A 26,550-nucleotide genomic window follows, 5' to 3' on the forward strand; every position below is an offset into this window, starting at 1 on the left:
ATGCGGCGTTTGCTTGGGGCGACGCTGGTTGTCATTTCCGGGCTGGGCTGGGCGGCGGCCGTCCAGGCCGATCCGCCGCGGCCCGCCAAGCAGAAGCTGATCGATCGAGTTTGCGATCTTATCGAGACGCATGCCGACCAGAACGGCCTGCCCCGGGATTTCTTTGCCCGGCTGATCTGGAAGGAGAGTCGTTTCGATCCCAACGCGGTCAGCCCCGTCGGCGCGGAGGGTATCGCCCAATTCATGCCGGGCACCGCCAAGATGCGCGGGCTCGCCAATTCGTTCGATATCGAGCAGGCTATCCCGGCCTCGGCAAAATATCTCGCCGAAATGAAGACCGGCTTTGGCAATCTGGGCCTCGCCGCCGCAGCCTACAATGCTGGCGAGAGCCGGGTGACGCGCTGGCTGAATTCCGGCGGATTCCTCCCGATGGAGACCGAAAGCTACGTCCTGGACGTTATGGGCGAGCCGGCCGACAAGTTCACCGATGCCGCGTATGCCGGCGTCATCCGGCCGCTCGACAAGAAGGCGAGTTTCGCTGCCGCTTGCCGCGAGCTGCCGGTGATCATGTCCAGAACCGTGCCGATGTCGTCGATCAACATCAAGCCGTGGGGCGTGCAGGTGGCCGGCAATTTCCGTCGCGCCGCGGCGCTCAATCAGTGGAGCAACGTGAAGCGCCGGTTTCCAGCCTTGCTCAGCGGTCGCGATCCGGTGGTCAGCCGGGTGCGCACACCGATCGGCAGACGCGGCATCTATGCGGTGCGGATCGGCGCCGACACTAAAGCCAAGGCCGACGATATTTGCCAGAAACTGCACAGCGTGGGCGGCGCATGCATCGTGGTGCGCAATCGGTAAGCCATATGTCGGTGCGTTTCGCGCCATTGCTGCCATCTTGCTCCCCGTGGGCACTTCGTCCTCGACACGTGAAATCATATTTTCGGTGAGCCGTTAGCCAGGTCTTGCATCGTTGTCGATGCGGGGTAAGGTCCCCGCGATTTTTCGCGAAAGGGATCAGCATGGCCGGCTTCAAGACACTGGACGACATCGGCAATATCAGCGGCAAGCGTGTGCTGGTGCGTGTCGACCTCAACGTTCCCGTCACCGAGGGCAAGGTTACCGACGCCACCCGCATCGAGCGCATTGCGCCGACCATCGCCGAGCTGTCCGGCAAGGGAGCCAAGGTCATCCTGCTTGCCCATTTCGGCCGGCCCAAGGATGGACCGGCGCCCGAATTCTCACTCGAACCGATCGCCAGGGCGACGGCGGACGTGCTCGGCCGCCCCGTCGGCTTTGCCGCCGACTGCATCGGCGACAAGGCCGCAAATGCCGTTGCTACCATGAACGGCGGCGACGTGCTGCTGCTCGAGAACACCCGCTTCCACAAGGGCGAGGAGAAGAACGACCCGGCCTTCACCGAAAAGCTCGCCGCTAATGGCGACATCTTCGTCAACGACGCCTTCTCCGCTGCGCACCGTGCCCATTCGTCGACAGAAGGGCTGGCGCATGTGCTGCCGGCCTTCGCTGGGCGCACCATGCAGGCCGAACTCGATGCGCTGGAAAAGGGGCTTGGCAATCCAGTCCGTCCGGTTGTCGCCATCGTCGGCGGCGCCAAAGTCTCGACCAAGATCGACCTGTTGATGAACCTTGTGAAGAAGGTCGACGCGCTGGTCATCGGCGGCGGCATGGCCAATACGTTTCTAGCGGCGCGCGGCACCGACGTCGGGAAATCGTTGTGCGAGCATGATCTCGCGACCACCGCCAAGCAGATCATGATCGAGGCGGCCGAGGCCGGCTGCGCCATCATCCTGCCCGCCGACGGCGTCGTCGCCAGGGAGTTCAAGGCCGGTGCTGCCAGCGAGACCGTCGCCATAGCAGACGTGCCGGCCGATGGCATGATCCTCGATGTCGGCGCGAAAACCGTGAAGACCATTGCCGAATGGATCGACCGCGCCGCGACGCTGGTCTGGAACGGGCCGCTCGGCGCCTTCGAAATCGAGCCATTCGACCACGCAACGGTGGCGACGGCCAGGCACGCGGCAGCGCGCACCAAGGCCGGCAGACTGGTCTCGGTCGCTGGCGGCGGCGACACGGTGGCAGCGCTCAATCATGCCGGCGTCAGCGATGATTTTACTTATGTATCGACGGCCGGCGGCGCTTTCCTCGAATGGATGGAAGGCAAGCCCTTGCCCGGCGTCGACGTCTTGAAGCGCTGAGCGCGACCGCAAGAGCAGCGCGAAGGAGTGCCCCCGCGACTTTCAATCGATTCGCGCTTGTTTGACGAAATGGTTCGACTTGAACCTGCGTGGCTCTGGTGGTCTGCTGGGCGCGGATCAATTCTTTCAGGAGAAGCACGATGAGCGAACGTCTCGAGGACATTGCCGCCGCGATGGTGGCCGATGGCAAAGGCTTGCTGGCGGCCGACGAAAGCTCCGGCACCATCAAGAAACGCTTCGACGTCATCGGCGTCGAGTCGACCGCCGACAGCCGGCGCGACTATCGCGAGATGATGTTCCGCGCCAGCGAGGCAATGACCAAATACATTTCCGGCGTCATCCTCTATGACGAGACCATCCACCAGAAGGCCGCCGACGGCACGCCGCTGGTCGACATCATCAAGGCAACAGGCGCCATCCCCGGCATCAAGGTCGATGCCGGCGCCAAGCCTCTGGCCGGCTTTCCCGGCGACACCATCACCGAAGGCCTGGACGGCCTGCGCGAACGCCTCGCCGACTATTACAAGCTCGGCGCCCGCTTTGCCAAATGGCGCGCGGTGATCGACATCGATGTTTCCAAGGGCGTGCCTTCCGCCACCTCGATCGCCTCGAACGCCCATGCGCTCGCCCGTTACGCCGCGCTTTGCCAGGAAGCCGGCATCGTGCCGATCGTCGAGCCGGAGGTGCTGATGGACGGCGCCCACGACATCGACACGTGCTACGAGATCAGCAAGGCGACACTGACAAAGTTGTACGCCGAGCTCTATGCGGCCCGCGTCGCGCTCGAAGGCACCATCCTGAAACCGAACATGGTCCTCGCCGGCAAGAAATCGGGCAAGGTCAGCAGCCCCGAGGAAGTTGCCGAAAGGACCATAAAACTGTTCCGCGAGACGGTGCCGGCGGCGATTGGAGGCATCGCCTTCCTTTCGGGCGGACAATCGGACGAGGAGGCGACCGCCAACCTCAATGCCATCAACGCCATCGGCCCGCATCCGTGGAAGCTGACCTTCTCCTATGGCCGCGCCTTGCAGGCCGCTCCGCAGAAGGCCTGGGGCGGCAAGGCAGCGAACGTCGCCGCCGCGCAGGCCGCCTTCGCCCATCGCGCCCACATGAATCATCTGGCAGCGCTTGGACAATGGCAGCCGAAGCTTGAGCAAGCCGCCTGACCGAAGACATCTTGCGTTTCTCCCGACCCGGGCCACGTGCCCGGGTTTTTGTTTGAAAGCAGCAAGGGGTGCAATTTCTTGCAACTGAAATGCAGCCCGGTGTCGGTATTCCTCGCTGCCGAACGTCCTCCGTGAAAAGAGGAGCAGACCTATGCCAAACAACAAGACCGTTTCGCAGGAAGACTGGTTTCAGGCGCACAAGGCGCATCTGGCGCGCGAAAAGGAATTGACCCGCTTTCGCGATCGTGTCGCCGCCGAACGCCGCGAACTGCCGTGGTTGAAGATCCGCAAGGACTACGTCTTCGAAACCGAGCAAGGGCCAAAGAAACTGCCCGACCTGTTTGGCGGCAACAGCCAGCTGATCGTCTACCATTTCATGTTCGGGCCGGGCGCCGATTATCGCTGCGAGGGCTGCTCATTCCTTGCCGATCATATCGACGGCGCCAACCAGCATCTCAGGCACCACGATGTCTCACTTGTCGTGGTAGCGCGGGCGCCATTGGCCGAATTGCTGCCCTACAAGCAGCGTATGGGCTGGAAATTCGACTGGGTGTCGTCCTACGCCTCGGACTTCAACTTCGATATGCAGGTGTCATTCACGGACAAGCAGATCGCGGTCGGCGATACGACCTACAATTTCGAGCGGCGCGCGCGAAACTCGAAAGACCTTCCCGGCGCCAGCGTGTTCTATCGCGACGAGAAGGGCGACATCTTCCTGACCTTCGTCTTGCGCTCCCGAGGCGGCGATCCGCTGATCGGCGCCTATCATTATCTCGACCTGACGCCGAAGGGTCGCAACGAAACCGGCCCGCATCATAGCCTCGTCGACTGGGTGCGGCTGCATGACGAGTACGAAGATCAATCCGGGACACATGACTGCTGCCATTGAGGCGACAAGGGTGTCACTGTAAGGTCGTTCACCTCCAATGCAACATGCGCTAAGTGCTGTTCGCTATGCCCTAAAAGGGACTTGCCATGCGGCGCTTTCCGACCCTTCTCACCTGGTTCGCCTTTCCGGTCTATGTCTGGCAAGGACTTGGCGTGCGTCGCCGCACCACCCGCATGCTGCCGGCACAAGGTCCGGTCATTCACGAGATATCTGGCCTGACGCCAGCAATCTCGGTTCTGGTGCTTGGCGATTCCTCCGCCGCCTCGGTAGGCATCGGCAATTCCGAAAACGGATTGGCCGCGCAACTGGCCGTTCTGATTGCGCAACGCACCGGCCGCATCGTGCGCTGGCGGTCAGCCGGCTTCAACTCGGCAACCTCCGGCCAGATCCGCGATCATGTGCTGCCCAATCTATCGGCCGATCCGTGGACGCATATCGTGCTGGCCATCGGCACCAACGACACCAAGAATTTTCATTCGGTACCGCGGTTCAAGCGCGAGTTTGGCGGGCTGCTTTACGCGCTGCGCGCCAAATGGCCGGAGGCGCGCGTCGTGTGGTCGCCGGTGCTTGAGTTCACCCGGGCGCCGGCGATGCCGCCGCTGCTCGGCAAGATTCTCGAAATCCGTGCCGTCGAAATGAACCGGATGGGCGCGCGCCTTTGCCTCGAGCGCGGCGCCATACCGGCGCCCCGCCTGCCGATCACCGATGCCGAGGCCGGCTTTGCGTCGGATGGATTTCATGCTTCGGAAGCCGGCTACCGAGCCTGGGCGGAACATCTGGTCAGCCTGGTGCTCGGCAACGAACCGGGCGTCGCGTAGCGGGCCGCCGGCACTAAAGCGCGTCGCGTTCGATTGGCCTCATCCGACGCGCTTCAGGTACTGTTTCCATGCATGTCGTTGTCGCAAAACCGCTGCACACGTTTGCGCGACATGCATCACGTCCAGTGCCCGAGCACCGCCGTAATCGAAATCGCCGCCATCGCCAGCAGCGCCAGCTTCCAGAAATCGCTGCGCCGCTTCAGTCCGGGCCAGCCGAGCGGCTTGATGAGCTGGATGACCATCATGGCGATGATGACGAGCGCGAGAAGTTTCGACATGCAGCCTTTGATCAGCATCGCGGCTGGCTGTCAAAGCGGCTCCGCGATCGCCGTCTTTCCAGTGCGGCAGGCCTCTTTTCAGCACTGCCTTGTCACTTCGATGGATAAATCGGAACGCCGGTCATGAGAGCCGCACCCTCCTGACAGACTGCTGTCAGCAGGGGTGTGCGATAGTGCCTGCATCGAAAGAGAGGAGACCAGCCATGAACGGCATTACCATTCTGCGTAGCGTGCAGCACTATGTCGGCAAGATCCGGACGATCCGCAATGAGATCCGCACCCAGCGATTCATGAACACCCTGCCGGCGGACATCCGCAAGGATATTGGTTGGCCGGACATGTATGGCGACCGCCGCAATGGCAGCAATTGAGGCAAGCTTTCTGCGTGGCGTTTGGATGCGACCTGGCGACGAGCTGAAATGGGCATGCTGAAGCCTCCTGACAGTATGGTGTCAGGAGGCTCGTGCCATAGTGCGATGGCCGCCGAAGCCGGATGGCCGAGAGGACGATCGATGAAAAGCTGGAACGACAGGCTGAACACGCCTGGCCTCAACGGCATTAAGACCGTCGCCACGCACCATCGGCGACGTCGTCGAAGGCCAGCCGATGCTGGTTCCTACAGCTCGCCAGGTCCATGCATTCATCCGCTCCATCCCCGAAGGCATGGACGTGGATATCCGCGCTTTGCGCACCGCTCTCGCCATCGAGCACGATGCCGAGATGGCATGTCCGGTCACCATCGGCTATCATCTGCGCACCGTCGCCGAGGCCGCCAACGAGGATCTTGAGCGTGGTATGGCGCTGGGCGACGTTGCGCCGTTCTGGCGGGTGGTCGACGCAAGCACGCCGACAACGAAGAAACTGTCCTTCGGCGCGGCCTTCGTCGCCGCGCAGCGCAAGCGCGAAGGGCTGGAACGATAGACGCCGAGGGACCATACGATGCGCCGCGCCGACAGGCTCTTCCAGATCGTGCAGCATCTGCGTGGTGGTCGTCTGGTCACCGCCCAGAAGCTGGGCACGTGGCTCGAGGTTTCCGAGCGGACGATCTATCGCGACATCGCAGACCTGCAGTCGACCGGCGTGCCGATCGACGGCGAGGCCGGTGTCGGCTACATGATGAGGGAGGGTTTCGACCTTCCGCCGCTGATGTTCACGCGTGACGAGATCGTCGCGCTGGTCGCCGGCGCCCGCATGGTGCGCGCCTTTGGTGGCGCGGCCATGGCGCGAGCCGCCGACGAGGCGCTGGTCAAGATAGGCGCCGTGTTGCCCGACGCCGAAAAGGACCGCATCGCCCGTACCGAGATCCACACGCCGATGTGGGTGGTAAGCGATGCCGCCCGCGAAGCCATCGACCTGATCGAGCGGTCCATCGAGAAACGTCAGGTGCTGACCATCGACTATTCGGATGAGGCCGGCCGCAGCACCGCGCGCGACATCCGCCCGCTCGGCCTGTGGTTCTGGGGCAAGGTGTGGACCTTGGTCGCCTGGTGTGAGATGCGCGGCGATTTCCGCGCCTTCCGCATCGACCGCATCGCCTCGGTGGTCATCGCCGGCCGCACCTTCAAGCCGGAGCGCGGCAAGCAGCTCGCCGATTTCTATCGCGCGGTGGAGCGCAGCGAGGATTACGGCATGGCGCCGGACCGGGCGGCGCGAAGCTGACACGGAAGATCACAAAAAAGCCCGCTTGAAAGCGGGCTTTTTGTTTTGGATGCCAGACCTATTCCTCTTCGTCGGCGTCCTTGTCCTTCGACTTCAGCGCCGAAAGCTTGGCGAAGACGGCGTTGGCGTCGAGTTCCTGGTCCTCGTCTTTCGGCTTTTCCGGCGCCGGCACCAGTCGTTCGGTCAAGGCGGCCGGCAGCAGCGTATCGCCGACCGGCTGCGCCTGCTCACGGCCGCGCGAGGCGCGGTTGATTTCCATATCGAGGTCGATCTGCGACGTCAGGCCGAGTGTCACTGGATCCATCGGCTGGAGATTGGCGGAGTTCCAGTGCTTTCTGTCGCGGATCTGGTCGATCGTCGACTTCGTTGTGCCGACAAGGCGGGCAATCTGCGCATCCTTGAGCTCGGGATGGTTGCGCACCAGCCAGAGGATGGCGTTGGGCCGGTCCTGGCGCTTCGACAGCGGCGTGTAGCGCGGACCCTTGCGTTTGGATTCCGGCACCCGCACCTTGGGATCGGAGAGCTTCAGCCGGTGGTTGGCGTCCTTCTCGGCGCGCGCGATCTCGTCGCGAGTGAGCTGGCCGGTCATGATCGGGTCCATGCCCTTGATGCCTTGCGCCGACTCGCCGTCGGCGATCGCCTTGACCTCAAGCGGATGCAGTCCGCAGAACTGCGCGATCTGCTCGAAGGAAAGCGCTGTGTTGTCAACCAGCCAGACGGCGGTCGCCTTTGGCATCAGCAGCGTATTGGCCATTACAAAAATCCTTCTCGTTCGCCCGCGTTCCCGCGCGGGCGGTGGTTTAGAGCCACCAAATGGGAAAATCGCGGCCTATATAACCGCTCGCTCGCCGTTTCGCAATGTTTTTGGCAGGCGCGCGTCAAGGACGGCACGGCAGCGCGACCAGCAGACCGCGAAGGGTCGGCAGATGACGCCATGCAGTCGAAAGCTTCAAAAAGACAAAGCCCGCCAGACCAAGGTCGGGCGGGCTCGGAACCGGCGACGGAAATCCGTCTGCTGCGGCTCTGGCTTCTAAAGCTTGATCCCGAACCGCGGCTCGGCGTTGCGGAAAAGCAACGCCCGGTCTTCGGGCGGGATCGTGCTCGAGATCAAAGCCCTTGGCGGGCGATTCTCTCGATGTCGCCGCGGTTGATGCCGAGGTCGTTGAGCTGACGAGCGTTCAGCCGGTTCAGTTCGCGCACGGTTTCGTTGTACATGCGCCAGTTACGGAAAGCGCGGATCGGGTTCATGGTAGTCCTCCATCGTTTCGATGCCGCGTAAGTAGGCATCGGCGATGAAAAATTGAACAGACGCTTTTGCATGGCCGCAATGCGTTTGTTGCATTGCACCATTAAGCTTTCGTTCAGTCTGTTTGCCGGTCGTCAGGCGACATCGAGCACAATCTTGCCGATGTGCTCACCCTCCTCCATCCGCTCATGCGCCCGCCAGGCTTCCTTGAGCGGGAAGATCGTGTCCATCACCGGCGCAACCTTGCGCGTGCCGAGCAGCGGCCAAACCTGCGCCTCCAGTGCCGCCGCGACTGCCGCCTTGAACTCCACGGTGCGTGGCCGGAGCAGCGATCCCGTGTGCACGAGCCGCTTTGCCATGATCTTGAAGAAATCGGCGCTCGCCACCGCTCCGCCCTGCGTCGCGATCTGGACGATGCGGCCTTCCATGGCTGCAGCCTCATAGTTCCGCGCCACATAGTCGCCGCCGACCATGTCGAGGATGACATTGGCGCCCTTGCCGCCGGTTGCCTCCTTGACTGCGGCGACGAAGTCCTCCTCGCGGTAGTTGATCGCCCGGTCGGCGCCGAGCTTGAGGCAGGCGTCGCATTTCTCCTTGCTGCCGGCGGTGGTGACGACATAGGCGCCGAAAGCGGCAGCAAGCTGGATCGCCGTGGTGCCGATACCCGACGAGCCGCCATGCACGAGCAGGGTCTCGCCGCTCTTCAGGCCGCCGCGCTCGAAGACATTGTGCCAAACAGTGAAGTAGTTCTCCGGCAACGCCGCCGCTTCGGTGTAGGTAAAGCCGGCGGGCAGCGGCAGCACGCTGCCGGCGTGCACTCTGACATATTCGGCATAGCCGCCGCCCGCCGTCAGCGCACAGACCCGATCGCCGACGCGCCAGCGCGATATCTCATCACCAAGGGCAGCGACTTCGCCTGCTGCTTCCAGGCCCGGCAGATCCGACGCTCCCGGCGGTGGCGGATAGGCGCCCTTGCGCTGTTGCACGTCCGGCCGGTTGACGCCGGCGGCCCGCACCCGGATCAGGATCTCGCCGGGACCGGGAACCGGTACGTCGCGGGTTTCCGCTTTCAGCACCCGCGGCCCGCCCGGTTCCGATATGGCGATCGCCATCATCTTCGCCGGAATTTTCTGTGCGTTCGCCATGAATTTTCCCGTCGTGCTCCGCCGGTTTCTCGTGCCAGCTCTTGCCCGCCATTTGCATCCATACCCTTGCCCTATGTATGCTCATTGGCAAATCAGGCAAATGGGCAATCACGGAGGAGCGACGATGGCGATCTTCGACGACGAACCCAAGAAGAAAGCGCGCCCGCACGAGATCGGGCAGGATCTGTCGCTGCTTTCTGTCGATGAATTGTCCGAACGGATCGGCATCCTGCGCGACGAGATCGCCCGGCTGGAAGCCGAGCTCAAGACCAAGGGCTCGACCAAGTCGGCGGCAGAGGCGCTGTTTCGCCGTGGGTAGTTACTGCGGGTAATTCCAAAAGCTCGGGCACGCCGCCGAAAAGCCCGAATGCCGCTGTCTCCAGACTTGTGCCCTAAACCCCAGCCGGATTGAAAAATGTTCGCAAGCTACAGACCGATCCTCTCGCTGCTGCGCGGCACCGCGTTCCTGTTGGCGGCATCCGGACTGCACGGTCTGCTGTTGCCGCTGCGCGGCCAGGTGGAGGGCTTCTCGACGGCATCGCTCGGCCTGATGGGCACGGCTTGGGCCGGCGGCTTCGTCACCGGCTGCTTCTTTGCGCCACGCATCGTGCGCCGCGCCGGTCATGTCAGGGCTTTCGGCGCCTTTGCCGCATCGGGAGCGATCGTCGCACTGCTCACCGGCCTGATCATCGACGAATATACCTGGATCCTGCTGCGCGCCTTCACCGGCTTCACCATGGCCGGCGCCTTCATGGTCATCGAAAGCTGGCTCAACGAGAAGGCCACCAACGAAAACCGCGGCACCGTCTTCGGCCTCTACATGATGGTCACCTATGCCTCGATCATGGGCGGTCAGATGATCGTTGCCGGCGGCGATGTGAGATCGGCGTCGCTGTTCATGATCACCGGCATTCTGTTCTGCCTGTCGCTGATCCCGACGGCGGTCTCGACGGCGTCTCACCCCAAGCCGCTGCAGGACGTGTCGCTTGACGTCAAGGGGCTCTACGTCAATTCGCCGGTGTCGGCGATCGCTTGCGTGCTGATCGGCATCGCCAACGGCGCCTGGGGTACACTTGGTGCCGTCTATGGAGCGCGCATCGGCATCTCGACAGCCGAGATCGCGCTGATGATGAGCCTCGTGGTCATCGCCGGCGCTGCCATGCAGCTTCCGGCCGGGCGGCTCTCCGACACGACGGACCGTCGTTTCGTGCTGGCGGGCGCGGCCTTCGGCGCTGCGCTGTTTGCCATCGCCATCTTCCTGTTCGAACCGCGCTCCGGCGTCTTCGTCATCGTCTGCACCGCCGCCTACGGCGCCTTCGCCTACACGCTCTATTCGATCGCGGTGGCGCATGCCAATGACCATGCGCGATCGGAGGACTTCGTCAAAGTGTCGGGCGGCCTGCTGCTGCTTTATGGCTTCGGCACGATGATCGGTCCGCTGGTGGCCGCCGGCCTGATGGGCTGGATGCGCCCTGAGGGGCTGTTCCTGGCCACTGCGCTCGCGCATCTCAGCCTGGCTGGCTATACGCTGCTGCGCATCAGCCGTCGCGCGCCGGTGCCGATCGAAGGCCGCGATGCCTTCAAGACCCAGCCCGCCGATCGCTCGGTGACGCCGGAAGCGTTGCGGCTCGACCCGCGTAGAAAAGCTGAAGCCGACAGTTGAGATTCGAGGCGCTTTGCCCCACAAATAAGGCATGATGCTTTCCGACGCCTTCATGGCGATTGCCGATCCCAACCGGCGCCATCTCTTGGAAGAGCTCCGGCGCGGACCGAAGACCGTCAACGAATTGGCATCCGGCTTGCCGGTGTCCCGCCCGGCCGTTTCGCAGCACCTGAAGGTGCTGCTTGATGCGGGGTTGGTCAACGCCAAGCCGGAAGGCACCAGGCGCGTCTATACGGTCAGCAATGCCGGCTTCCTGAAGCTCAACATCTGGCTTGACCAGTTCTGGGATGCGGAGCAGCTCGGTTCACCCGGAAGCTGAGAGGCATCGTCAGCGCGTCGAGCAACTATGCAGCATCGGGCCTAGAGCAATTCCAGGAAAAGTGTGAAACGGTTTTCCGTGCGGAATTGCGCAAAAACAAAGAGACAGAGCGGTTCGGCGTTTCCGTGAACGATGAACTACTCTAGCCATTGTTGTAGGGGAAGAGCTTGAAATACGGCTGCGCTTCCTCGATCACACGGGCAACCGAGGGGCGTTGCAGCAACCGGTCGTGATAGCGCCTGACCGCAGGATATTCGTCTCCGAACGGCTCGACCTTGTTGGCGTAGAACAGCGCGGGGGCGGCAGCGCAGTCGGCCATGGTGAAGCTCGCACCCACCGCCCATGTCGTCGACTGCATGTCCTGTTCAATGATGGCGTAGGAGCTGCGCAGCTGGGCGCGGGCCTGCTCGACGCCGAACGGATCGGTCTTGCCCTCCGGCCGCAGCCGGTCACCAACGATCTTCTGCATCGGTTCCTGGACATAGAAGTCATAGAAGCGGTCGGCGAGCCGGGTCTGGCGAGCGAGATCGAGATCGGCGGGGATCAGTTCGACCGGCCCAGGATAATACGCGTTGAGATATTCGATGACGATCGTCGATTCCGGCACGGTCCGGTCCAGCGCTTCATCGCGCAGCACCGGCATCTTGCCGAGCGGCCACAATTTCAGAAACGCGGCGCGCGACTGTTCATTGCCGAGATCGACAACGACGGATGTGAATGGCGTGCCGTTCTCATAGAGCGCGATCAGCGGTTTCCAGCAGAAGGAGGCCAGTGGATGAAGGTGCATAATCAGGGACATTGTTTTTCGTTCCTTGGGTGGTCTGTCTCGCGGTGTCGGGGTCGGATAACTATCTGGCCTGGCTGTGGGCGACGATGGCATCGATGATCGCAGCCCAGTCGTCGGGATGCAGTTCGTGGCCACCGCCCTCGATCCGGAGCAGCCTTGCACCGGCGACCGCGTCGGCAAGAGCGGCGCCATGCTCGACTGGAAAGATGGGATCGTCGGTGCCGTGGATAACAAGGAGTGGGATTTTCATGTCGCGCAGCCGACCGGTCCAGTCCTCGCCGCTCCCATCTTCGCCACTTTTGAGCATGAAATGATTGGTCGCACTTAGAAAACCGCCGGACCGGTCATAATCCTGTTCGACGAAAGCCCGTGTTCGCTGCTCGTCGAAAGAGTGCGCCGCACCGGTGAGCGCATGCGCGTCCTTAACGATGAAATCGACCACTTGGCCCCGGTCCGACCAGTCGACCTTCGCGCCTTCGGCCGAATGTCTCCTATAGGCCTCGGTGGTTCCGCGCAGATGCGACGTATCGATGCCCAAGGGCGAGCTGCTGATCACCGTCAGCGAAGTGACACGCGACGGGTATTTCAACGCAACGAGCTGCGCGATCATGCCGCCCATCGACATGCCGACCATATGCGCCTTTCGGATTCCATGGTCGTCAAGGACGCTGATAGCATCGTCCGCCATGTCGTCGAATGTATAAGGCGGCTCGCCCGGCGCGTATTTGGTCGAACGGCCGGTATCGCGATTGTCATAGCGGATCACGAAGCAACCCTCGCCGGCCAGCTTCCGGCAAAACGCTTCGGGCCACCAAAGCATGGAAGCCATCGCGCCCATGATCAACAACACCGCCGGATGGGCCGGGTCGCCGAAGGTCTGCGATACGATTTCGGGGTGTCCGGCGCTTTTCATGGTTTTCCTCCGTGGGCTTCCGATCCGATTGCAAATTGCAATCAGTTGCACGATATTAAAACCGATACAATAATGCAACCGGTTTTGGAGATTCGCATGAACATCGATCGTCGGTCCGGATGCCCCATCAACCTGTCGCTCGAAGTGTTCGGCGACCGGTGGAGCCTGATCATCCTTCGCGACATCATCTTCGGCGGCAGACGCCACTTTCGCGAACTGCTCAACGGCTCGATGGAGGGCATCGCCTCCAACATCCTCGCCGACCGGCTGAAGCGGCTGATGGAGCTCGGCATGCTGACCAAGACGGGCGATCCCTCCCACAAGCAAAAGGCGATCTACAGCCTGACCGAAATGGCGATTACGCTGGTGCCGATCCTGGCCCATCTCGGCGCCTGGGGCCGCGTCTGGCTGCCGGTCAGCGACGAGCTCTCGATCCGTGCCGAGCTTCTGGAAAAAGGCGGCCCGCCGATGTGGGAGCAGTTCATGAACGAGTTACGCTACGAGCATCTGGGCACATCTCCCGCGCCAACTGGACCCGCTGTCCGCGCGATCTTGCAGGCCGGATACGATGCGGTGGTCGCCCGCAACGCGGAGCGAGTCGGCTGCGATCCGGCGCCATGACCAACTTATTTTCCCAATTGCGGGCTGGCTCTGCTATCAAGGGACTGAAGATAATTTACGGGATTGGATAACGCTCTTGGTCGAGAACTCTAAGGACACTGCCCGTGCGCGGGCCGATTTGCGTTTCAAGAAACAGGAAGAGGCAGCCACGGTGCGCCAGAAGGCGATGGCGGAATATGTCGCCGAGAGCGACGCGCGCCAAGCCAAAACCAACAAGCTGCGGGCGCTGCGCCTCGCCAAGGAAGCGGAAGACCTGGCCAATGCGCCTCCGGCGCCGGTGAAGAAGCCTCGCGCCAAGAAGAAATAAGCCGGCGCTCCCTGGATCCCACTGCTTCCTTTCGTACGCGAAACAGTTTCACCGCGATCTGTTCTGCCGGTTGATAACTGGCGTTTAGGAGACGGCCATGACCGCACTGACGCTCGACAAAGCCCTTGAAATCATCGCCGCCGCCTTTGCCAAGGGTGCCGAGCTCAAGCTCAGGCCGCTTGGCGTCTCGGTGCTCGACGCCGGCGCCCATCTGGTCGCGTTCCAGCGTCAGGACGGCGCGTCGTTCCTGCGTCCGCAAATGTCGGCCGGCAAGGCCTATGGCGCGCTCGCTATCGGCATGGGCTCGCGCCGGGTGGAAGCCTTCGCCAAGGAGCGCCCGCATCTGATCGCCGGCGTCTCCGACGTGTCGGGCGGGCGCGTCCTGCCGGTCGTCGGCGGCGTGCTGATCCGCGACGAGGCCGGCACGATCATCGGCGCCGTCGGCATTTCCGGCGACACGTCCGACAATGACGAAACGGCAGCCATCGCCGGCATCGAGGCGGCTGGCTTTGGCGCCGACCCGGGCTGAGCCGGGATCCTTAATTCATATTGATGTCGCGGCTGGCCGACCGCATCGACACCGAAAAGCCGGCCAGCACGTCGATCAGCGCTATGACCATCAGTGTGAAGAAAACAGAATGGGCGGCGCCCTTCACCAGCAGGAACTCGACCAGATAGGCCACAAAGACGAAGGTCGACAAAAGGTGGTCCATGATCGAGGCATTTGTCGTACGCGTCGACTTCACTACTTCGACGAACAAGAAGATCAGTGCGATCAGCACGATGAGATCGCCCAGGGTCATCGAGAACACGCCACCCGACATCATCCGGACCGAAAACATTTCGGTCGCCCACGGATCGTCGCCGCTACCGAATATTCCTAGAAGCCCGAGATTGTAGAGGATGAAAGGCACGATCAGCAGCGGGATGGCACCGAACATGTGGCGGCTCCGGTTGGACTGATCTTTGTAGAGTGCGCCCGGCGTTCGCCGTCAAGAATTTTCGTGCGACCGATAAACACGGACAAAGACGGCGTGAAACAACAATGTCAGGCCCGGCTGATACGATCAGTTGTCACAAACGCAAAAAGACCGGCCAATGGCCGGTCGCTTCGCAACCTGTAAACCGTCGAAAGCTCTCTCAGCTTTCCTTCGGCTCCAGAACCTGGCGACCGCGATACATGCCGGTCTTCAGGTCGATATGGTGCGGACGGCGCATCTCGCCGGAGTTCTTGTCCTCGACATAGGTCGGGGCCTTCAGTGCGTCGGCGGAACGGCGCATGCCGCGCTTCGACGGAGAGGTTTTTCGTTTCGGAACGGCCATGGATATGCTCCACTACATGGTCAAAACGCCCCGGCGGCCCTCGTGAAAGGGCCACATCAGGGGCCGGAATCTGAGAAAGTCGGCTGCCTATACACGCCCGATGGCGTTTTGGCCAGCGTCGCCGTGTTTTTTTTTGACACTATCGCAGGCAACCGACATAGGCGCCGGCGCGGCCCGCGCGCCGCTCGATCAACGCGGCAAGCCGCCTCAGTCCTGGCCCGGGCTTCGCTGGATTGCGCACGATCGGGTTCGGCAAGGTGACGGCAAGCAGCGCTGCCTGCCGGCGCGACAGCTGTTTTGCCGAGACGCCGAAATGATGCTGGGCGGCGGCCTCGATGCCGTAGACGCCCGGTCCCCATTCGGCGATGTTGAGGTAGATCTCCATGATCCGCCGTTTCGACAGCACCGCATCGAAATAGACGGCCAGCGGCAGTTCGACGACCTTACGGACCGAGCCCAACGGCCGCGACCATAGATAAAGGTTCTTTACCGTCTGCATGGTGATGGTCGAGGCGCCACGTGTCATCTCGCCGGCGAGCGCATCGTCGACAACGCCGCGCAACTCGCCCAGATCGACGCCGCGATGGAAACAGAACTGCCCGTCCTCCGACATGATGACCGAATATGCCAGCACCGGCGCGACCTCGTCGATGGAAACCCAGCGCCGATCGTAGCCGGAAAACGTCGCCAGGTCCTTCAGCATCAATGTCGACACCGGATGCACGAATGACGGCAGGTACAGGAAGGTCAGCAGCACCGGCACCAGCGCCAGCACGACGGCGACGGCGATGCCGCGCCGGACCCAGCGTTGAAGACCGATGCGGCTGCCGCGTCTCGGTCTCGCCATGTCCAACCCTTCGGTTTCGTGATCGACGATCGGTTCCGCCAAGCCACCCAGTCCGCGCTACTCCCTGCCCCCGGCATAATGGCGCTTGGCTTCTTGCGCAACGTCTGAGTGTCGGCTACCGCTCCCGACCATGACGAAAGACGACCAAATGGCGTTCGAAGCTGCACTTATTGCCCGGGCAGTTCCGCTCGAGGCGCTGCTGAGGCGGTTGCTCGACGGACGCACGCTTTCAGGCGAGGTCGCGCGGCCCGAACGCCTGATGGCGGCAATGCGACATGGCGTGCTGAACGGCGGCAAACGACTGCGTCCCTTCCTGGTTATGGAAAGTGCTGCACTGTTTTCAGCCGACGGCGAGGCGGCGCTGCGCGTGGCGGCGGCGCTCGAATGCGTGCACTGCTATTCGCTCATCCATGACGATCTGCCGGCCATGGACGACGACGATTTGCGCCGCGGCCAGCCGACCGTGCACAGGGCTTTCGATGAGGCGACCGCCATTCTTGCCGGCGACGCCTTGCTGACACTTGCCTTCGACATCCTTGCCGACGAGGCGACAATGCTGCCGGCCGAGCGCAGGGCAGCGCTGGTGCTGGCACTGGCCCGTGCCGCCGGGGCGGGAAGCATGGTCGGCGGCCAGATGCTCGATCTCGAGGCCGAACAAAGCCGGCCGGACGAGGCCGGCATCATCCGGCTTCAGGCGATGAAAACCGGTGCGCTGATCCGCTTTGCCTGCGAAGCGGGAGCCATGCTTGCCGGCGCGCCGTCGGGCGACCGCGAAAGGCTGGCCGAATTTGGTTCGGCGATCGGGCTTGCCTTTCAACTTGCCGACGATCTGCTCGACCTGACCGCCGACGCGCATCAGATGGGCAAGGCCACGGGCAAGGACGCCGCGGCCGGCAAGGCGACGCTGGTCGCGCTGCACGGACCGGGCTGGGCGCGGGACCAGCTCCAGGGCCTCGTCGACCAGGCTCATGCGCTGCTCGAGCCTTTTGGCGCACAAGCCGCGCTTCTGAAACAAGCGGCGCAGTTCGTAGCAGCCCGCAACAATTAAAAGCGCTCCCATGGCGCCGTACAGTCACGGAGAATTGCCGACTGTTCGGCCAGATGCCTTGGAGCAGCCGATCGGGACTCCGGCGATGTCGGACCATATGGCTCGCCACGCCAGTTGCCGAGCCATTCTTCAACCCTCGGCGGCAGGGTTCCGCGGCTAGCGTCGACAGCGGTCAGCCTTCGCCAGTTGCCTTTTCCGCCACGGGCTGCGGAACCGGTACCAGCTCGGCCTCCGCCTCGACCGCCTGCGCTTCGGCCGGCTTGCGCCGGTTGCGGATGAAGGCGGCGATGCGGTCGCGGATTTCGCCGGCGCTGAGGAACACCGGAACGCGCGCCACCGGCGCGGTCGGCTCGAAGGACAGGCCAAGGCCGGTGATCCTGCCCTTGTCGTCGACGTCGCGCACGATCAGCTCGATCGGACCGAGCAGCACGCGGTCGGCGTATTCGGCGTGGCCGCCGAGCCGCGTCGTGACCAGGTCGCCGATGCTGAGCTTGCGTTCCGCTTCGGTCAGGCCCGGCGCATAGGCGGTCTCCAGTTCCTCGGCGGAGCGTGACGGATCGACAGCGAAGGCGCCGAAGAAGTCGGCATCCTCGGGATCGACCACGGCACGGCTGGCGAACAGCTTGTCGAGCAGGCGCGGATAGCGGTCCGGCACGAAGATGTAGACGTGGTCACCGGCCGCCAGCCGGCCCATATCCTGGAAGCGCATCGAGCGTCCGTCGCGCAACACAAGCGATGGCCGCGCCCAGCGCGGAATGCGTTCGCCGCGCGCCACCGGGCTGCCGGGTGCCACGCGGTAGGCGAGAAGCTCATGATGGGCGGAGCCCGGCAGTTCCAATTCGACCTTGTCGAGCGGTCCCAGGCGGGCCGGCACGATAAGGCCGAGGCGGCGCGCCAGCGGCCCGACGGTCCATCCCTGGATGATCAGCGAGACCAGCACGATGATGAAGGCGGTGTTGAAGATGAGGCGGCCGTTCTCAAGGCCGCCGAGCAGCGGCGTGATGGCAAGCAGTATCGACACGGCGCCACGCAGGCCAACCCATGAGACAAAGGCGACTTCCGGGCGTGGCAGCCGGAACGGCACTAGGCACAGCCAGACCGCGATTGGCCGTGCCACAAATATCAGGAACAGGCCGAGCAGCACTGCCGGCATCAGGATCGCCGGAAATTGCGAAGGCGTCGCGAACAGGCCGAGGATCAGGAACATGATGATCTGCGCCAGCCACGACATGCCGTCCTGGAAGCGCTTGAGGATGGTGACGGCCCGGATATCGGAATTGCCGGCAATCAGGCCTGCGAGATAGACCGCCAGGAAGCCGGAGCCGCCGACGGCGCCGGCGGCAGCAAACACCATCAGCGACAGCGTCAGTACGAAGATCGGCAGCAGGCCGTGATCGAGATTGAGGCGATCGACAAGACGCACAATGGCCATGCCGCCGAGAATGCCGATGACCGCACCGAGGCCCATGTTGACCAGGAAACCGACGGCAAGATCGGTAACCAGCACCTTTGCCTCGGGGTGGATGTTGGCGGCGATGACCTCGACCAGCGTGATGGTCAGGAAGATGGCGATCGGGTCATTGGTGCCGGATTCCACCTCGAGCGTGGACCGCACGCGCTCGCGCAAATTGATCTCGCCGGCGCGCAGCAGGAAGAACACCGCCGCGGCGTCGGTCGAGGCGACGGCGGCACCGAGCAGGAAGGATTCCAGCCAGGTCAGGTCGAGCAGATAATAGGCGGCGGCGCCGAACAGGCCGGTGGTCAAAAGGACGCCGAATGTCGCGAGCGACAGCGCCGGCCCGGCCGCCTGCCGCAAGGCGTTGAGCGGCGTACCGAAGCCGGAATCGAAAAGGATGACCGCCAGCGCCAATGAGCCGGCAAAATAAGCAACTCGGGCGTTGTCGAAGTGGATGCCGAGACCGTCGGTTCCGGTAGCGAGGCCGATGCAGAGAAACAGCAGCAGGAGAGGGGCGCCGAAACGGAAGGCGATCAAGCTCGAAAACGCGGCGGCAACGACAAGTGCTGCTCCAACAAGCGTCACCAGATAGATACCATGCTCCATTCGTTGGTCGCCCCTAGTCGATATGCTCCGGCATCACGGGAGAGTGGGGCGAAGACATGGCCGCTGCAAGGCAGCAGCGTGGCTTTTTGCCCCACGCTGCCGATCGTCGAAAGTTTTGGCATCCCCGAGCAGCAGAGCGTGCGTTGGCGGTTCGTGCTGCAACGAAAAACGCCCGGACTGAGCCGGGCGTCTTCCAGGTCGAGAAGATGGTTCTGCGATCAGGCGATGGTCCTGCCGAAGGCGACGGCGGTATCGCCCATGCGGTTCGAGAAGCCCCACTCATTGTCGTACCACGACAGCACCGAAACGAAGTTGCCGTCCATGACCTTGGTCTGGTCGAGCGCCACGATCGAAGAATGCGGATCGTGGTTGAAGTCGATCGAAACATTGGGGTGACGGGTAACGGCGAGGATGCCCTTCAGCTTGCCATTTGAGGCAGCGATCACCGCGTCATTGATCTCCTGGACGGTGGTCGGCCGCTTGGCGATAAACTTGAAATCGACGAGCGAAACGTTCGGCGTCGGCACACGGATGGAGATGCCGTCGAGCTTGCCCTTGAGCTCGGGCAGTACCAAGCCGATGGCCTTGGCGGCACCGGTCGAGGTCGGAATCTGCGACAGCGCGGCAGCACGGGCGCGGTAGAGGTCCTTGTGCATGGTGTCCAGCGTCGGCTGGTCGCCGGTGTAGGAATGGATCGTCGTCATCATGCCCGTTTCGATGCCGACCGCCTCATTCAGCACGGCCGCCAGTGGCGCCAGGCAGTTGGTGGTGCAGGAGGCGTTCGAGATGACGATGTGGTCCTTGGTCAGCTTGTCGTGGTTGATGCCATAGACGACGGTGAGGTCGGCGCCCTCTGCCGGAGCGGAGACGAGAACGCGCTTGGCGCCGGCGGTCAGATGGGCGACGGCCTTGTCGCGGGCGGTGAAGATGCCGGTGCATTCGAGTGCGATGTCGATGCCGAGCTCCTTCCAGGGCAGTTGCGTCGGATCCTTGATCGCGGTGACCTTGAATTTTTCCTTGCCGACGATGATCTGGTCGCCGTCAACCGTCACCTCATGCGGAAAGCGGCCATGCACGCTGTCGAAGCGCAGCAGATGCGCGTTGGTCTCGACCGGGCCGAGATCGTTGACCGCGACGACATCGATATCCTTGCGGCCGGATTCATGGATGGCGCGCAGAATGTTGCGGCCGATGCGGCCAAATCCGTTGATGGCAACTCTGACGGTCATTGTTCTCTCCCTGGGAGCTGGAGGCCGAAGATCAAGTCCGCAGCTTCATAACGGCGGACGGGCAAAGAATCCAGCCGCCGAGGCTTGGATTTAAATCGATTAATGCTCCACCGCCCGGCAAAACCGCTATGCCAGCCCTTGCCGGGCGGGCTCACCTTCATTTGCCGTGCAGACGGGCTTCCGCCGCCTTCACCGTTGCTTCGGCGGTGATGCCGAAATGCGGGTAGAGCTGTTCGATGGTGCCGGAGGCGCCAAACCCGGTCATGCCGATGAAGATGCCGTCGGTGCCGATGAAGCGATCCCAGCCCTGGCGGATGCCGGCTTCGATGGCAATCTTGAGCGGCGCATTGCCGATCGTCCTGCTGCGATAGTCGGCGCTCTGCTTATCGAACAATTCGAAGCACGGCACCGAGACGACGCGGGTCGCATGGCCGTGCTTTTCCAACGCCTGGCGGGCGGCCAGCGCGATCTCGACCTCGGAGCCGGAAGCGAAGATCGTCACCGCGGCTTCACCGCTCGCGGCGGCAAGTTCATAGGCGCCGCGGCTGCTGAGGTTTTCCGCAACGAAGTCGTTGCGTACCGTCGGCAGGTTCTGCCGGGTCAGCGCCAATGTCGAAGGCGTCTTTTCCGACTCAATGGCCAACTGCCAGCATTCCGCGGTTTCGACCGCGTCGGCCGGGCGGAAGACATTGTGGTTCGGGATGGCGCGAAGTGCTGCCAGATGCTCGACCGGCTGATGGGTCGGGCCGTCTTCGCCAAGGCCGATCGAATCATGGGTCATGACGAAGATCGAGCGGATGCCCATCAGCGAAGCAAGCCGCATCGCCGGACGGGCATAATCGGAAAAGCACATGAAAGTGCCGCCATAGGCGATAATGCCGCCATGCAATGTCAGGCCGTTGAGCGCTGCCGCCATGCCGTGCTCACGAATGCCGTAGTGGACATAGCGCTGGCCATAATCGTCGGCGGTGATGTTCTTGGTCTGGCTGGTCTTGGTGTTGTTGGAGCCGGTCAAATCGGCCGAGCCGCCGATGGTTTCGGGCACTGCGCCGTTGATGACCTCCAGCGCCATTTCCGATGACTTACGGGTGGCGACCTTCGGCTTGTCGGCGGCGAGCTTCTTCTTGTAGTCGCCAATGACGGCGTCGAAGTTGGCCGGCAGCGTGCCACTGATGCGGCGTTCGAACTCTGCGCGCAATTTGGCGTCGGCCTTGGCAAGCCGGCTTTCCCAGTCGGTGCGCGCCTTGACGCCGGTCCGCCCGGCGGTACGCCATGCGTCGAGGATATCGGCCGGAACCTCGAAGGGCGGATAATCCCAGCCGAAGAATTTTCTGGCGCCAGCGATTTCCTCGGCGCCGAGCGGCGAGCCATGCGCCTTGTTGGTGCCGGCCTTGGTCGGCGCGCCGAAGCCGATCGTCGTCTTGCAGGCGATCATCGTCGGCTTGTCGGAGTGGCGGGCCGCTTCGATGGCATAGGCGATCGCTTCCGGGTCCTGGCCGTCGATATGGCTGGCATTCCAGCCGGACGCCTGGAAGCGGGCGACCTGATCGGTGTTATCGGCGAGCGACACCGGGCCATCGATCGAGATGTTGTTGTTGTCCCAGAAGACGATCAGCTTGTTCAGCTTCAGATGCCCGGCAAGCGCGATGGCTTCCTGGGATACGCCTTCCATCAGGCAGCCGTCGCCGGCCAGCACATAGGTGTAGTGGTCGACGAGATCTTTGCCGAAAGCGGCATTCATGATGCGCTCGCCGAGCGCGAAGCCGACCGAATTGGCAAGGCCCTGGCCGAGTGGGCCGGTCGTCGTCTCGATGCCGGCGGCATGGCCGTATTCCGGGTGGCCCGCCGTCCTCGACCCCAATTGGCGGAACTGCTTGATCTGGTCGATGGTGATGTCTTCGTAGCCGGTCAGATAGAGCAGCGAGTAAAGCAGCATCGAGCCGTGGCCGGCCGACAGGATAAAGCGGTCGCGGTCCGGCCAATGCGGGTTTTTCGGATCGTATTTGAGAAAGCGGGTGAACAGCACCGTGGCGATGTCGGCGCAGCCCATGGGCAGTCCGGGGTGGCCGGAATTTGCCTTCTCGACGGCGTCCATGGCGAGAAAACGGATCGCATTGGCCATCCGGTCATGTTGTTCGCGCGAGGTCATGCTTCCTCCAAAATGGGGGTTTGGGCCTTGGGAAAGCCCTTGAAAAGGGTGCGCGACACATAACAGGCGCGGCCTTTTAGTCAACAAATCGGTGTGCTTTTGCCGGTCTTGTGATGGCCATGCGCGACTTACATTAGCGTTAGCAGGGGACAGTCGCGACAGCTTTATTGACGTGCGGTTTACACGACGCGTAATGTTTCAAGGATAACGCGTTCTGAACGTGGATGATTCGGTGATGGGCAGGGCGCAGGACGAAAGCCATGACCGGGGAAACGACCCTCAAGGAAGTCATTGCCAGGCTGGGTAAGGCCATCGAAGGGCTGGAAAACGCCGTCGCGGCCAAGCTCGAGCACGAGCGGGACTATTCGGAAGCCGAGGCCGAAGTGCAGCGGATGAACGCCGACCGCTCGCGGCTGGCGCAGGAGCTCGACAATTCCGAAGCTCGCGCCGAACGGCTGGAAGATGCCAACAAAGAAGTGTCGCGAAGGCTGGTGACAGCCATGGAGACCATCCGCGCGGTACTGGACAGGTAGGCTAATGGCACAAGTCACGGTTTCCATCGACGGCAAGCAATATCGGATGGCCTGCGACGAGGGCCAGGAAGAGCATCTGATAGATCTTGCCGAGCGCTTCGACCGCTATGTCTCGCATCTGAAGGATTCTTTTGGCGAGATCGGCGACCAGCGGCTGACTGTGATGGCCGGCATCATGGTCATGGACGAGCTTTCGGAACTGCAAAAGCGCGTCAAGGGCATGGAAAGCGAAGTGCTGACGCTGCGCAAGACGCGCGACGATGCACTGACCAAGGCCGATAAGAACGATTCCGTGCTGACCGGGGCGCTCGGCGCGCTGGCCCAGCGCATGGAAGACCTGGCGACGACGCTGGCAGTGAACAAGGCGTAGCGCGTCGCGTCGCCTCATCGACCCGACGCCACTTAACGGCGGAATGGGCAGCATCTGAGCCGAACAATCGGCGGAAATGCCTGCGCGTTCAACCAACCTCCGGTGCTTTTTCGCCAGCGCGGAAATCACTGCTGTATTTCCCGCCTAAGTGACAAAAATTTTTTTGAGGCCGGCCACTATCCTAGCGTCAACAGCCACTTGAAGGATGACGCCGCAGTGTTAGAAATGCAAGCAACGCCGGTGGGGCGTTCAATGCCAGCGGCAAGCCAAACAGGTAGGGACACGCCATGAGCCTTCGCATCAACGACATCGCACCGGACTTCACCGCAGAGACCACGCAAGGACCGATCAGCTTCCATGAATGGATCGGCGACGGCTGGGCGGTATTGTTCAGCCATCCGAAGAACTTTACGCCGGTTTGCACGACCGAACTCGGCACGATGGCCGGGCTCGAAGGCGAGTTCAGGAAGCGCAACGTCAAGATCATCGGCATCTCGGTCGATCCCGTCGAAAGCCACGAAAAGTGGCAGAACGATATCAAGACCGCGACCGGCCATTCGCTGAACTACCCGCTGATCGGCGACAAGGATCTCAAGGTCGCCAAGCTTTATGAGATGCTGCCGGCGGGTGCCGGCGAGAGCTCGGAAGGCCGCACGCCGGCGGACAATGCCACGGTGCGTTCGGTCTACGTCATCGGGCCCGACAAGAAGATCAAGCTGGTTCTCACCTATCCGATGACGACGGGCCGCAACTTCGACGAAATCCTGCGCGCCATCGATTCCATGCAGCTGACCGCCAAACACCAGGTGGCGACGCCGGCGAACTGGAAGCAGGGCGAGGACGTCATCATCACCGCTGCCGTCTCCAATGAGGATGCCATCAAGCGCTTCGGTGCCTACGAGACGATCCTGCCATATCTCAGGAAGACCAAGCAGCCTTCCGCCTGAGCAGGCAGGGGCGGCACGGAGAATTTTCGGTTTTCCTGACCCTATGAGCATGAGGTGCTTGACGGCGCTTGGTTGACGGACAACCATGCCTTTCATTTGCCGTGGCAGAGAAAATCCTTCCTGCCGTGGTGAGGGGCGAAGGAGGCTGGGATTGGACGCATTATCGGCCAGGTCGCAGGTCACCGGCTTCTATGACGAGCCGAGCGGGTCCGTCCAGTATGTGGTCGCCGACATGGCGACCCGCAAATGCGCCATCATCGATCCGGTGCTCGACTTCGACGAAAGGGCCGGTGCAACGGCAACGAAGAACGCCGACGCCCTGCTCGACTTCGTCAGGGAAAGCGGGCTGGAGGTCGAGTGGATCCTCGACACGCATCCGCATGCCGATCATTTCTCCGCCGCCCATTATTTGAGGGGGAGAACCGGAGCGCCGACGGCAATCGGCGAAAGGATCATCGACGTCCAGAAATTGTGGAAGGTGATCTACAACTGGCCGGAATTCTCCGCCGACGGTTCGCAATGGGATAGGCTATTCGCCGATGGCGCAACTTTTTCGGTCGGCGGCCTTCCGGCGAGAGTGCTGTTCTCGCCGGGCCACACACTGGCCTCGATCACTTACGTCATTGGCGACGCCGCCTTCATCCACGACACGTTGTTCATGCCGGACAGCGGCACCGCCAGGACAGACTTTCCGGGCGGCAGTGCCGAGCGGCTCTGGCGTTCGATCGAGGACATCCTGGCGCTGCCGGACGAGACACGTCTGTTCGTCGGTCACGACTACCAGCCGGGCGGTCGTGAAGCGCGCTGGGAAAGCACGGTCGCGGAGCAGAAAGCCGGCAACATCCATGTTGCCGGCGGCAAGACGGAAGCCGACTTCGTCGCGCTCCGCCAAGCCCGCGACAGGACGTTGCCGATGCCGCGGCTGATCCTGCACGCGCTGCAGGTGAACATGAACGGCGGACGCCTGCCGGAACCGGAATCCAACGGGCGGCGCTATCTGAAGTTTCCGCTCGATTGCCTGTGAGGAGATGGGTCGCTGGCACTACAGTGCCATCCAAACTTGGCGCCGCCCTCATCGTTCTGCGACGGTCATCCAAGTTATTGATCGTTATTGATCCTGATTCGATTTTTGCGATGTTTGAATCCGATAGGTCCATGCGGGAAGACGGTGGCGGCAGCCGGATGAGGAGCGGCGCAGAACGCCAGCTAGGTGTTTACTCAGCGTCAGGGTTTTGTTCGGCGGGCTAAATGTTCATACGTGCTTTGCCAAGGGTCGCCCTCGGAAGATCTTTCCTCGCCGATCCAATGGAAGTTGTTGGCAGTGATCTCTGTGAAACGCCAACGAGTTTTCAGACCGCGCGAGTCATCGCCGAGCTGGACAATGTCCTTACCCTCGGCTCGGCCGATCTGGCGCGAGTGATCCCGGTTGAGCGGGTCGTTCCATATGATGTGCCAGCCATCGATCCCAGGGTCGAAGATGCGCAGGGTCGTGCCGTACATCGTGGACGGCGCAGGGCGCCTGGGCCTGATCCAAACGTCCTGAATCGCGCGGCCTTCGAGCACCCAGCCAAAATGGCATTCGCCATCCCATTTCTGGATTGTGCCGTCGTCGAGGTAGTGGACCGAGTCCATTTCCCAGCTTCCAATTAGCCACCCATAGAGGGCCATGTCTTTCGCCCGATCGGCTGGGGGGCCTTCGGATCCAAGAGCGGTCAGAAACGGGGAAATCGTCATCGTCATACTGCCTTTCGTTTCCAACAGACGAGCTCCAACTGGCTGAGGCAGCCCGAGCGGCCCGTTATCAGCGGCCCGTTATCGCGCCACTTGCTGCGAGCGCCGGGTTGTGGAATGCGCCGGTCGGCGCCGGAATATCGACGCCACAGCTTGCAGCGTTACGGTTTTCAGGGCTTGGGGAAAATTGCGGTAATGCCGTTATCAATGCGATCGTCTGCGGACGCCATGGCGAGGCTACGGCAGTTACGGCGGCGGATCGGACATCCGCGAAGGCGCCGCCGGTC

32 protein-coding genes are annotated in these 26,550 nt (G+C 62.5%); 19 read left to right on the forward strand and 13 right to left on the reverse strand.

Annotated features, from left to right (window positions below):
* The 5 genes from NKJ17_RS04855 (at position 1) to NKJ17_RS04875 (ending at position 5,086) form a co-directional block, all read left to right on the forward strand.
* The gene (locus NKJ17_RS04855) at positions 1-855 is read left to right on the forward strand and encodes a lytic transglycosylase domain-containing protein (RefSeq protein ID WP_352504997.1); all 855 of its coding nucleotides are present in this window, start codon (positions 1-3) and stop codon (positions 853-855) included.
* 161 nt (positions 856-1,016) lie between these two features.
* Positions 1,017-2,213 (forward strand): phosphoglycerate kinase, encoded by a 1,197-nt coding sequence (locus NKJ17_RS04860; RefSeq protein ID WP_352504998.1) that lies wholly within the window; start codon positions 1,017-1,019, stop codon positions 2,211-2,213.
* Positions 2,214-2,353: 140 nt separating this feature from the next.
* A complete protein-coding gene (locus NKJ17_RS04865; RefSeq protein WP_352504999.1) occupies positions 2,354-3,379 on the forward strand; it encodes a class I fructose-bisphosphate aldolase in 1,026 nt (341 codons plus the stop codon).
* Between the two features lie 151 nt (positions 3,380-3,530).
* Complete coding sequence (locus NKJ17_RS04870; protein WP_352687284.1) at positions 3,531-4,268, forward strand: DUF899 domain-containing protein; 738 nt, start codon at positions 3,531-3,533, stop codon at positions 4,266-4,268.
* An 86-nt stretch (positions 4,269-4,354) separates the two neighbouring features.
* The gene (locus tag NKJ17_RS04875) at positions 4,355-5,086 is read left to right on the forward strand and encodes an SGNH/GDSL hydrolase family protein (protein WP_352505001.1); all 732 of its coding nucleotides are present in this window, start codon (positions 4,355-4,357) and stop codon (positions 5,084-5,086) included.
* Positions 5,087-5,202: 116 nt separating this feature from the next.
* Here the strand turns inward: NKJ17_RS04875 and NKJ17_RS04880 are convergent, their stop codons facing one another.
* The gene (locus tag NKJ17_RS04880; protein WP_008873884.1) at positions 5,203-5,364 is read right to left on the reverse strand and encodes a hypothetical protein; all 162 of its coding nucleotides are present in this window, start codon (positions 5,362-5,364) and stop codon (positions 5,203-5,205) included.
* Between the two features lie 203 nt (positions 5,365-5,567).
* On the opposite strand from NKJ17_RS04880, the gene NKJ17_RS04885 reads away from it, so the two are divergent.
* From NKJ17_RS04885 to NKJ17_RS04895, 3 genes are all read left to right on the forward strand, one after another.
* Positions 5,568-5,735, forward strand: a complete 168-nt coding sequence (locus NKJ17_RS04885) for a hypothetical protein (protein WP_352505002.1) — start codon at positions 5,568-5,570, stop codon at positions 5,733-5,735.
* 235 nt (positions 5,736-5,970) lie between these two features.
* Complete coding sequence (locus tag NKJ17_RS04890; RefSeq protein WP_352687287.1) at positions 5,971-6,285, forward strand: hypothetical protein; 315 nt, start codon at positions 5,971-5,973, stop codon at positions 6,283-6,285.
* Between the two features lie 18 nt (positions 6,286-6,303).
* Positions 6,304-7,023 carry a helix-turn-helix transcriptional regulator gene (locus NKJ17_RS04895; protein WP_023678491.1) on the forward strand — a complete coding sequence of 240 codons (720 nt, stop codon included), beginning with the start codon at positions 6,304-6,306 and terminating at the stop codon, positions 7,021-7,023.
* A gap of 58 nt (positions 7,024-7,081) precedes the next feature.
* Here the strand turns inward: NKJ17_RS04895 and NKJ17_RS04900 are convergent, their stop codons facing one another.
* The 3 genes from NKJ17_RS04900 to NKJ17_RS04910 all read right to left on the reverse strand — a co-directional run bounded on the left by NKJ17_RS04900 (position 7,082) and on the right by NKJ17_RS04910 (position 9,414).
* Positions 7,082-7,777, reverse strand: a complete 696-nt coding sequence (locus NKJ17_RS04900) for a DUF1013 domain-containing protein (protein WP_352505004.1) — start codon at positions 7,775-7,777, stop codon at positions 7,082-7,084.
* 353 nt (positions 7,778-8,130) lie between these two features.
* Entirely contained in the window at positions 8,131-8,271 is a 141-nt protein-coding gene (locus NKJ17_RS04905; RefSeq protein ID WP_023720976.1) for a DUF1127 domain-containing protein, read from the reverse strand.
* Between the two features lie 132 nt (positions 8,272-8,403).
* Positions 8,404-9,414: an NAD(P)H-quinone oxidoreductase gene (locus NKJ17_RS04910; RefSeq protein WP_352452476.1), complete on the reverse strand. Its 1,011-nt coding sequence runs from the start codon at positions 9,412-9,414 to the stop codon at positions 8,404-8,406.
* A gap of 124 nt (positions 9,415-9,538) precedes the next feature.
* Here NKJ17_RS04910 and NKJ17_RS04915 point away from each other — a divergent pair, with 124 nt between their 5' ends.
* The 3 genes from NKJ17_RS04915 to NKJ17_RS04925 all read left to right on the forward strand — a co-directional run bounded on the left by NKJ17_RS04915 (position 9,539) and on the right by NKJ17_RS04925 (position 11,396).
* Positions 9,539-9,733, forward strand: a complete 195-nt coding sequence (locus NKJ17_RS04915) for a DUF1192 domain-containing protein (protein WP_023678495.1) — start codon at positions 9,539-9,541, stop codon at positions 9,731-9,733.
* Positions 9,734-9,829: 96 nt separating this feature from the next.
* Positions 9,830-11,077 carry an MFS transporter gene (locus NKJ17_RS04920; RefSeq protein WP_023678496.1) on the forward strand — a complete coding sequence of 416 codons (1,248 nt, stop codon included), beginning with the start codon at positions 9,830-9,832 and terminating at the stop codon, positions 11,075-11,077.
* Between the two features lie 31 nt (positions 11,078-11,108).
* A complete protein-coding gene (locus tag NKJ17_RS04925; RefSeq protein WP_023678497.1) occupies positions 11,109-11,396 on the forward strand; it encodes an ArsR/SmtB family transcription factor in 288 nt (95 codons plus the stop codon).
* Between the two features lie 142 nt (positions 11,397-11,538).
* On the opposite strand, the gene NKJ17_RS04930 is transcribed toward NKJ17_RS04925, so the two are convergent.
* A complete protein-coding gene (locus NKJ17_RS04930; protein WP_352505005.1) occupies positions 11,539-12,195 on the reverse strand; it encodes a glutathione S-transferase family protein in 657 nt (218 codons plus the stop codon).
* A gap of 49 nt (positions 12,196-12,244) precedes the next feature.
* Positions 12,245-13,096, reverse strand: coding sequence for an alpha/beta fold hydrolase (locus NKJ17_RS04935; RefSeq protein WP_352505006.1), 852 nt, complete (start codon positions 13,094-13,096; stop codon positions 12,245-12,247).
* A 96-nt stretch (positions 13,097-13,192) separates the two neighbouring features.
* Here NKJ17_RS04935 and NKJ17_RS04940 point away from each other — a divergent pair, with 96 nt between their 5' ends.
* The 3 genes from NKJ17_RS04940 to NKJ17_RS04950 all read left to right on the forward strand — a co-directional run bounded on the left by NKJ17_RS04940 (position 13,193) and on the right by NKJ17_RS04950 (position 14,553).
* Positions 13,193-13,717: a winged helix-turn-helix transcriptional regulator gene (locus tag NKJ17_RS04940; RefSeq protein WP_352505007.1), complete on the forward strand. Its 525-nt coding sequence runs from the start codon at positions 13,193-13,195 to the stop codon at positions 13,715-13,717.
* Between the two features lie 76 nt (positions 13,718-13,793).
* Positions 13,794-14,024: a hypothetical protein gene (locus NKJ17_RS04945; protein ID WP_023678501.1), complete on the forward strand. Its 231-nt coding sequence runs from the start codon at positions 13,794-13,796 to the stop codon at positions 14,022-14,024.
* A gap of 97 nt (positions 14,025-14,121) precedes the next feature.
* Positions 14,122-14,553, forward strand: coding sequence for a GlcG/HbpS family heme-binding protein (locus tag NKJ17_RS04950; RefSeq protein ID WP_352505008.1), 432 nt, complete (start codon positions 14,122-14,124; stop codon positions 14,551-14,553).
* Positions 14,554-14,563: 10 nt separating this feature from the next.
* Here the strand turns inward: NKJ17_RS04950 and NKJ17_RS04955 are convergent, their stop codons facing one another.
* From NKJ17_RS04955 to NKJ17_RS04965, 3 genes are all read right to left on the reverse strand, one after another.
* Positions 14,564-14,965: a hypothetical protein gene (locus tag NKJ17_RS04955; protein ID WP_023720966.1), complete on the reverse strand. Its 402-nt coding sequence runs from the start codon at positions 14,963-14,965 to the stop codon at positions 14,564-14,566.
* 199 nt (positions 14,966-15,164) lie between these two features.
* Positions 15,165-15,347 (reverse strand): 50S ribosomal protein L32, encoded by a 183-nt coding sequence (gene rpmF / locus NKJ17_RS04960; RefSeq protein ID WP_006203806.1) that lies wholly within the window; start codon positions 15,345-15,347, stop codon positions 15,165-15,167.
* Between the two features lie 139 nt (positions 15,348-15,486).
* Positions 15,487-16,245, reverse strand: a complete 759-nt coding sequence (locus NKJ17_RS04965) for a biosynthetic peptidoglycan transglycosylase (RefSeq protein ID WP_352505152.1) — start codon at positions 16,243-16,245, stop codon at positions 15,487-15,489.
* A 79-nt stretch (positions 16,246-16,324) separates the two neighbouring features.
* Here NKJ17_RS04965 and NKJ17_RS04970 point away from each other — a divergent pair, with 79 nt between their 5' ends.
* The gene (locus NKJ17_RS04970; RefSeq protein ID WP_352505009.1) at positions 16,325-17,242 is read left to right on the forward strand and encodes a polyprenyl synthetase family protein; all 918 of its coding nucleotides are present in this window, start codon (positions 16,325-16,327) and stop codon (positions 17,240-17,242) included.
* A 172-nt stretch (positions 17,243-17,414) separates the two neighbouring features.
* Here the strand turns inward: NKJ17_RS04970 and NKJ17_RS04975 are convergent, their stop codons facing one another.
* From NKJ17_RS04975 to tkt, 3 genes are all read right to left on the reverse strand, one after another.
* Positions 17,415-19,304: a potassium/proton antiporter gene (locus NKJ17_RS04975; protein ID WP_352505010.1), complete on the reverse strand. Its 1,890-nt coding sequence runs from the start codon at positions 19,302-19,304 to the stop codon at positions 17,415-17,417.
* 218 nt (positions 19,305-19,522) lie between these two features.
* Positions 19,523-20,533 carry a type I glyceraldehyde-3-phosphate dehydrogenase gene (gap, locus tag NKJ17_RS04980; protein WP_352505011.1) on the reverse strand — a complete coding sequence of 337 codons (1,011 nt, stop codon included), beginning with the start codon at positions 20,531-20,533 and terminating at the stop codon, positions 19,523-19,525.
* 157 nt (positions 20,534-20,690) lie between these two features.
* The gene (tkt, locus tag NKJ17_RS04985; RefSeq protein WP_352687295.1) at positions 20,691-22,682 is read right to left on the reverse strand and encodes a transketolase; all 1,992 of its coding nucleotides are present in this window, start codon (positions 22,680-22,682) and stop codon (positions 20,691-20,693) included.
* 260 nt (positions 22,683-22,942) lie between these two features.
* On the opposite strand from tkt, the gene NKJ17_RS04990 reads away from it, so the two are divergent.
* From NKJ17_RS04990 to NKJ17_RS05005, 4 genes are all read left to right on the forward strand, one after another.
* The gene (locus NKJ17_RS04990; protein WP_006200774.1) at positions 22,943-23,215 is read left to right on the forward strand and encodes a DUF4164 domain-containing protein; all 273 of its coding nucleotides are present in this window, start codon (positions 22,943-22,945) and stop codon (positions 23,213-23,215) included.
* Positions 23,216-23,219: 4 nt separating this feature from the next.
* On the forward strand, positions 23,220-23,585 hold the full coding sequence (locus NKJ17_RS04995) for a cell division protein ZapA (protein ID WP_254816554.1): 366 nt from the start codon (positions 23,220-23,222) through the stop codon (positions 23,583-23,585).
* A gap of 287 nt (positions 23,586-23,872) precedes the next feature.
* A complete protein-coding gene (locus tag NKJ17_RS05000) occupies positions 23,873-24,532 on the forward strand; it encodes a peroxiredoxin (RefSeq protein WP_352476179.1) in 660 nt (219 codons plus the stop codon).
* A gap of 151 nt (positions 24,533-24,683) precedes the next feature.
* The gene (locus tag NKJ17_RS05005; protein ID WP_352505013.1) at positions 24,684-25,556 is read left to right on the forward strand and encodes an MBL fold metallo-hydrolase; all 873 of its coding nucleotides are present in this window, start codon (positions 24,684-24,686) and stop codon (positions 25,554-25,556) included.
* A 200-nt stretch (positions 25,557-25,756) separates the two neighbouring features.
* On the opposite strand, the gene NKJ17_RS05010 is transcribed toward NKJ17_RS05005, so the two are convergent.
* Positions 25,757-26,272: a hypothetical protein gene (locus NKJ17_RS05010; RefSeq protein WP_352687298.1), complete on the reverse strand. Its 516-nt coding sequence runs from the start codon at positions 26,270-26,272 to the stop codon at positions 25,757-25,759.
* Positions 26,273-26,550 lie beyond the last annotated feature (278 nt).

It is taken from the genome of Mesorhizobium sp. M0208 (genome assembly GCF_040322015.1).
Classification (GTDB): Bacteria; Pseudomonadota; Alphaproteobacteria; order Rhizobiales; family Rhizobiaceae; genus Mesorhizobium.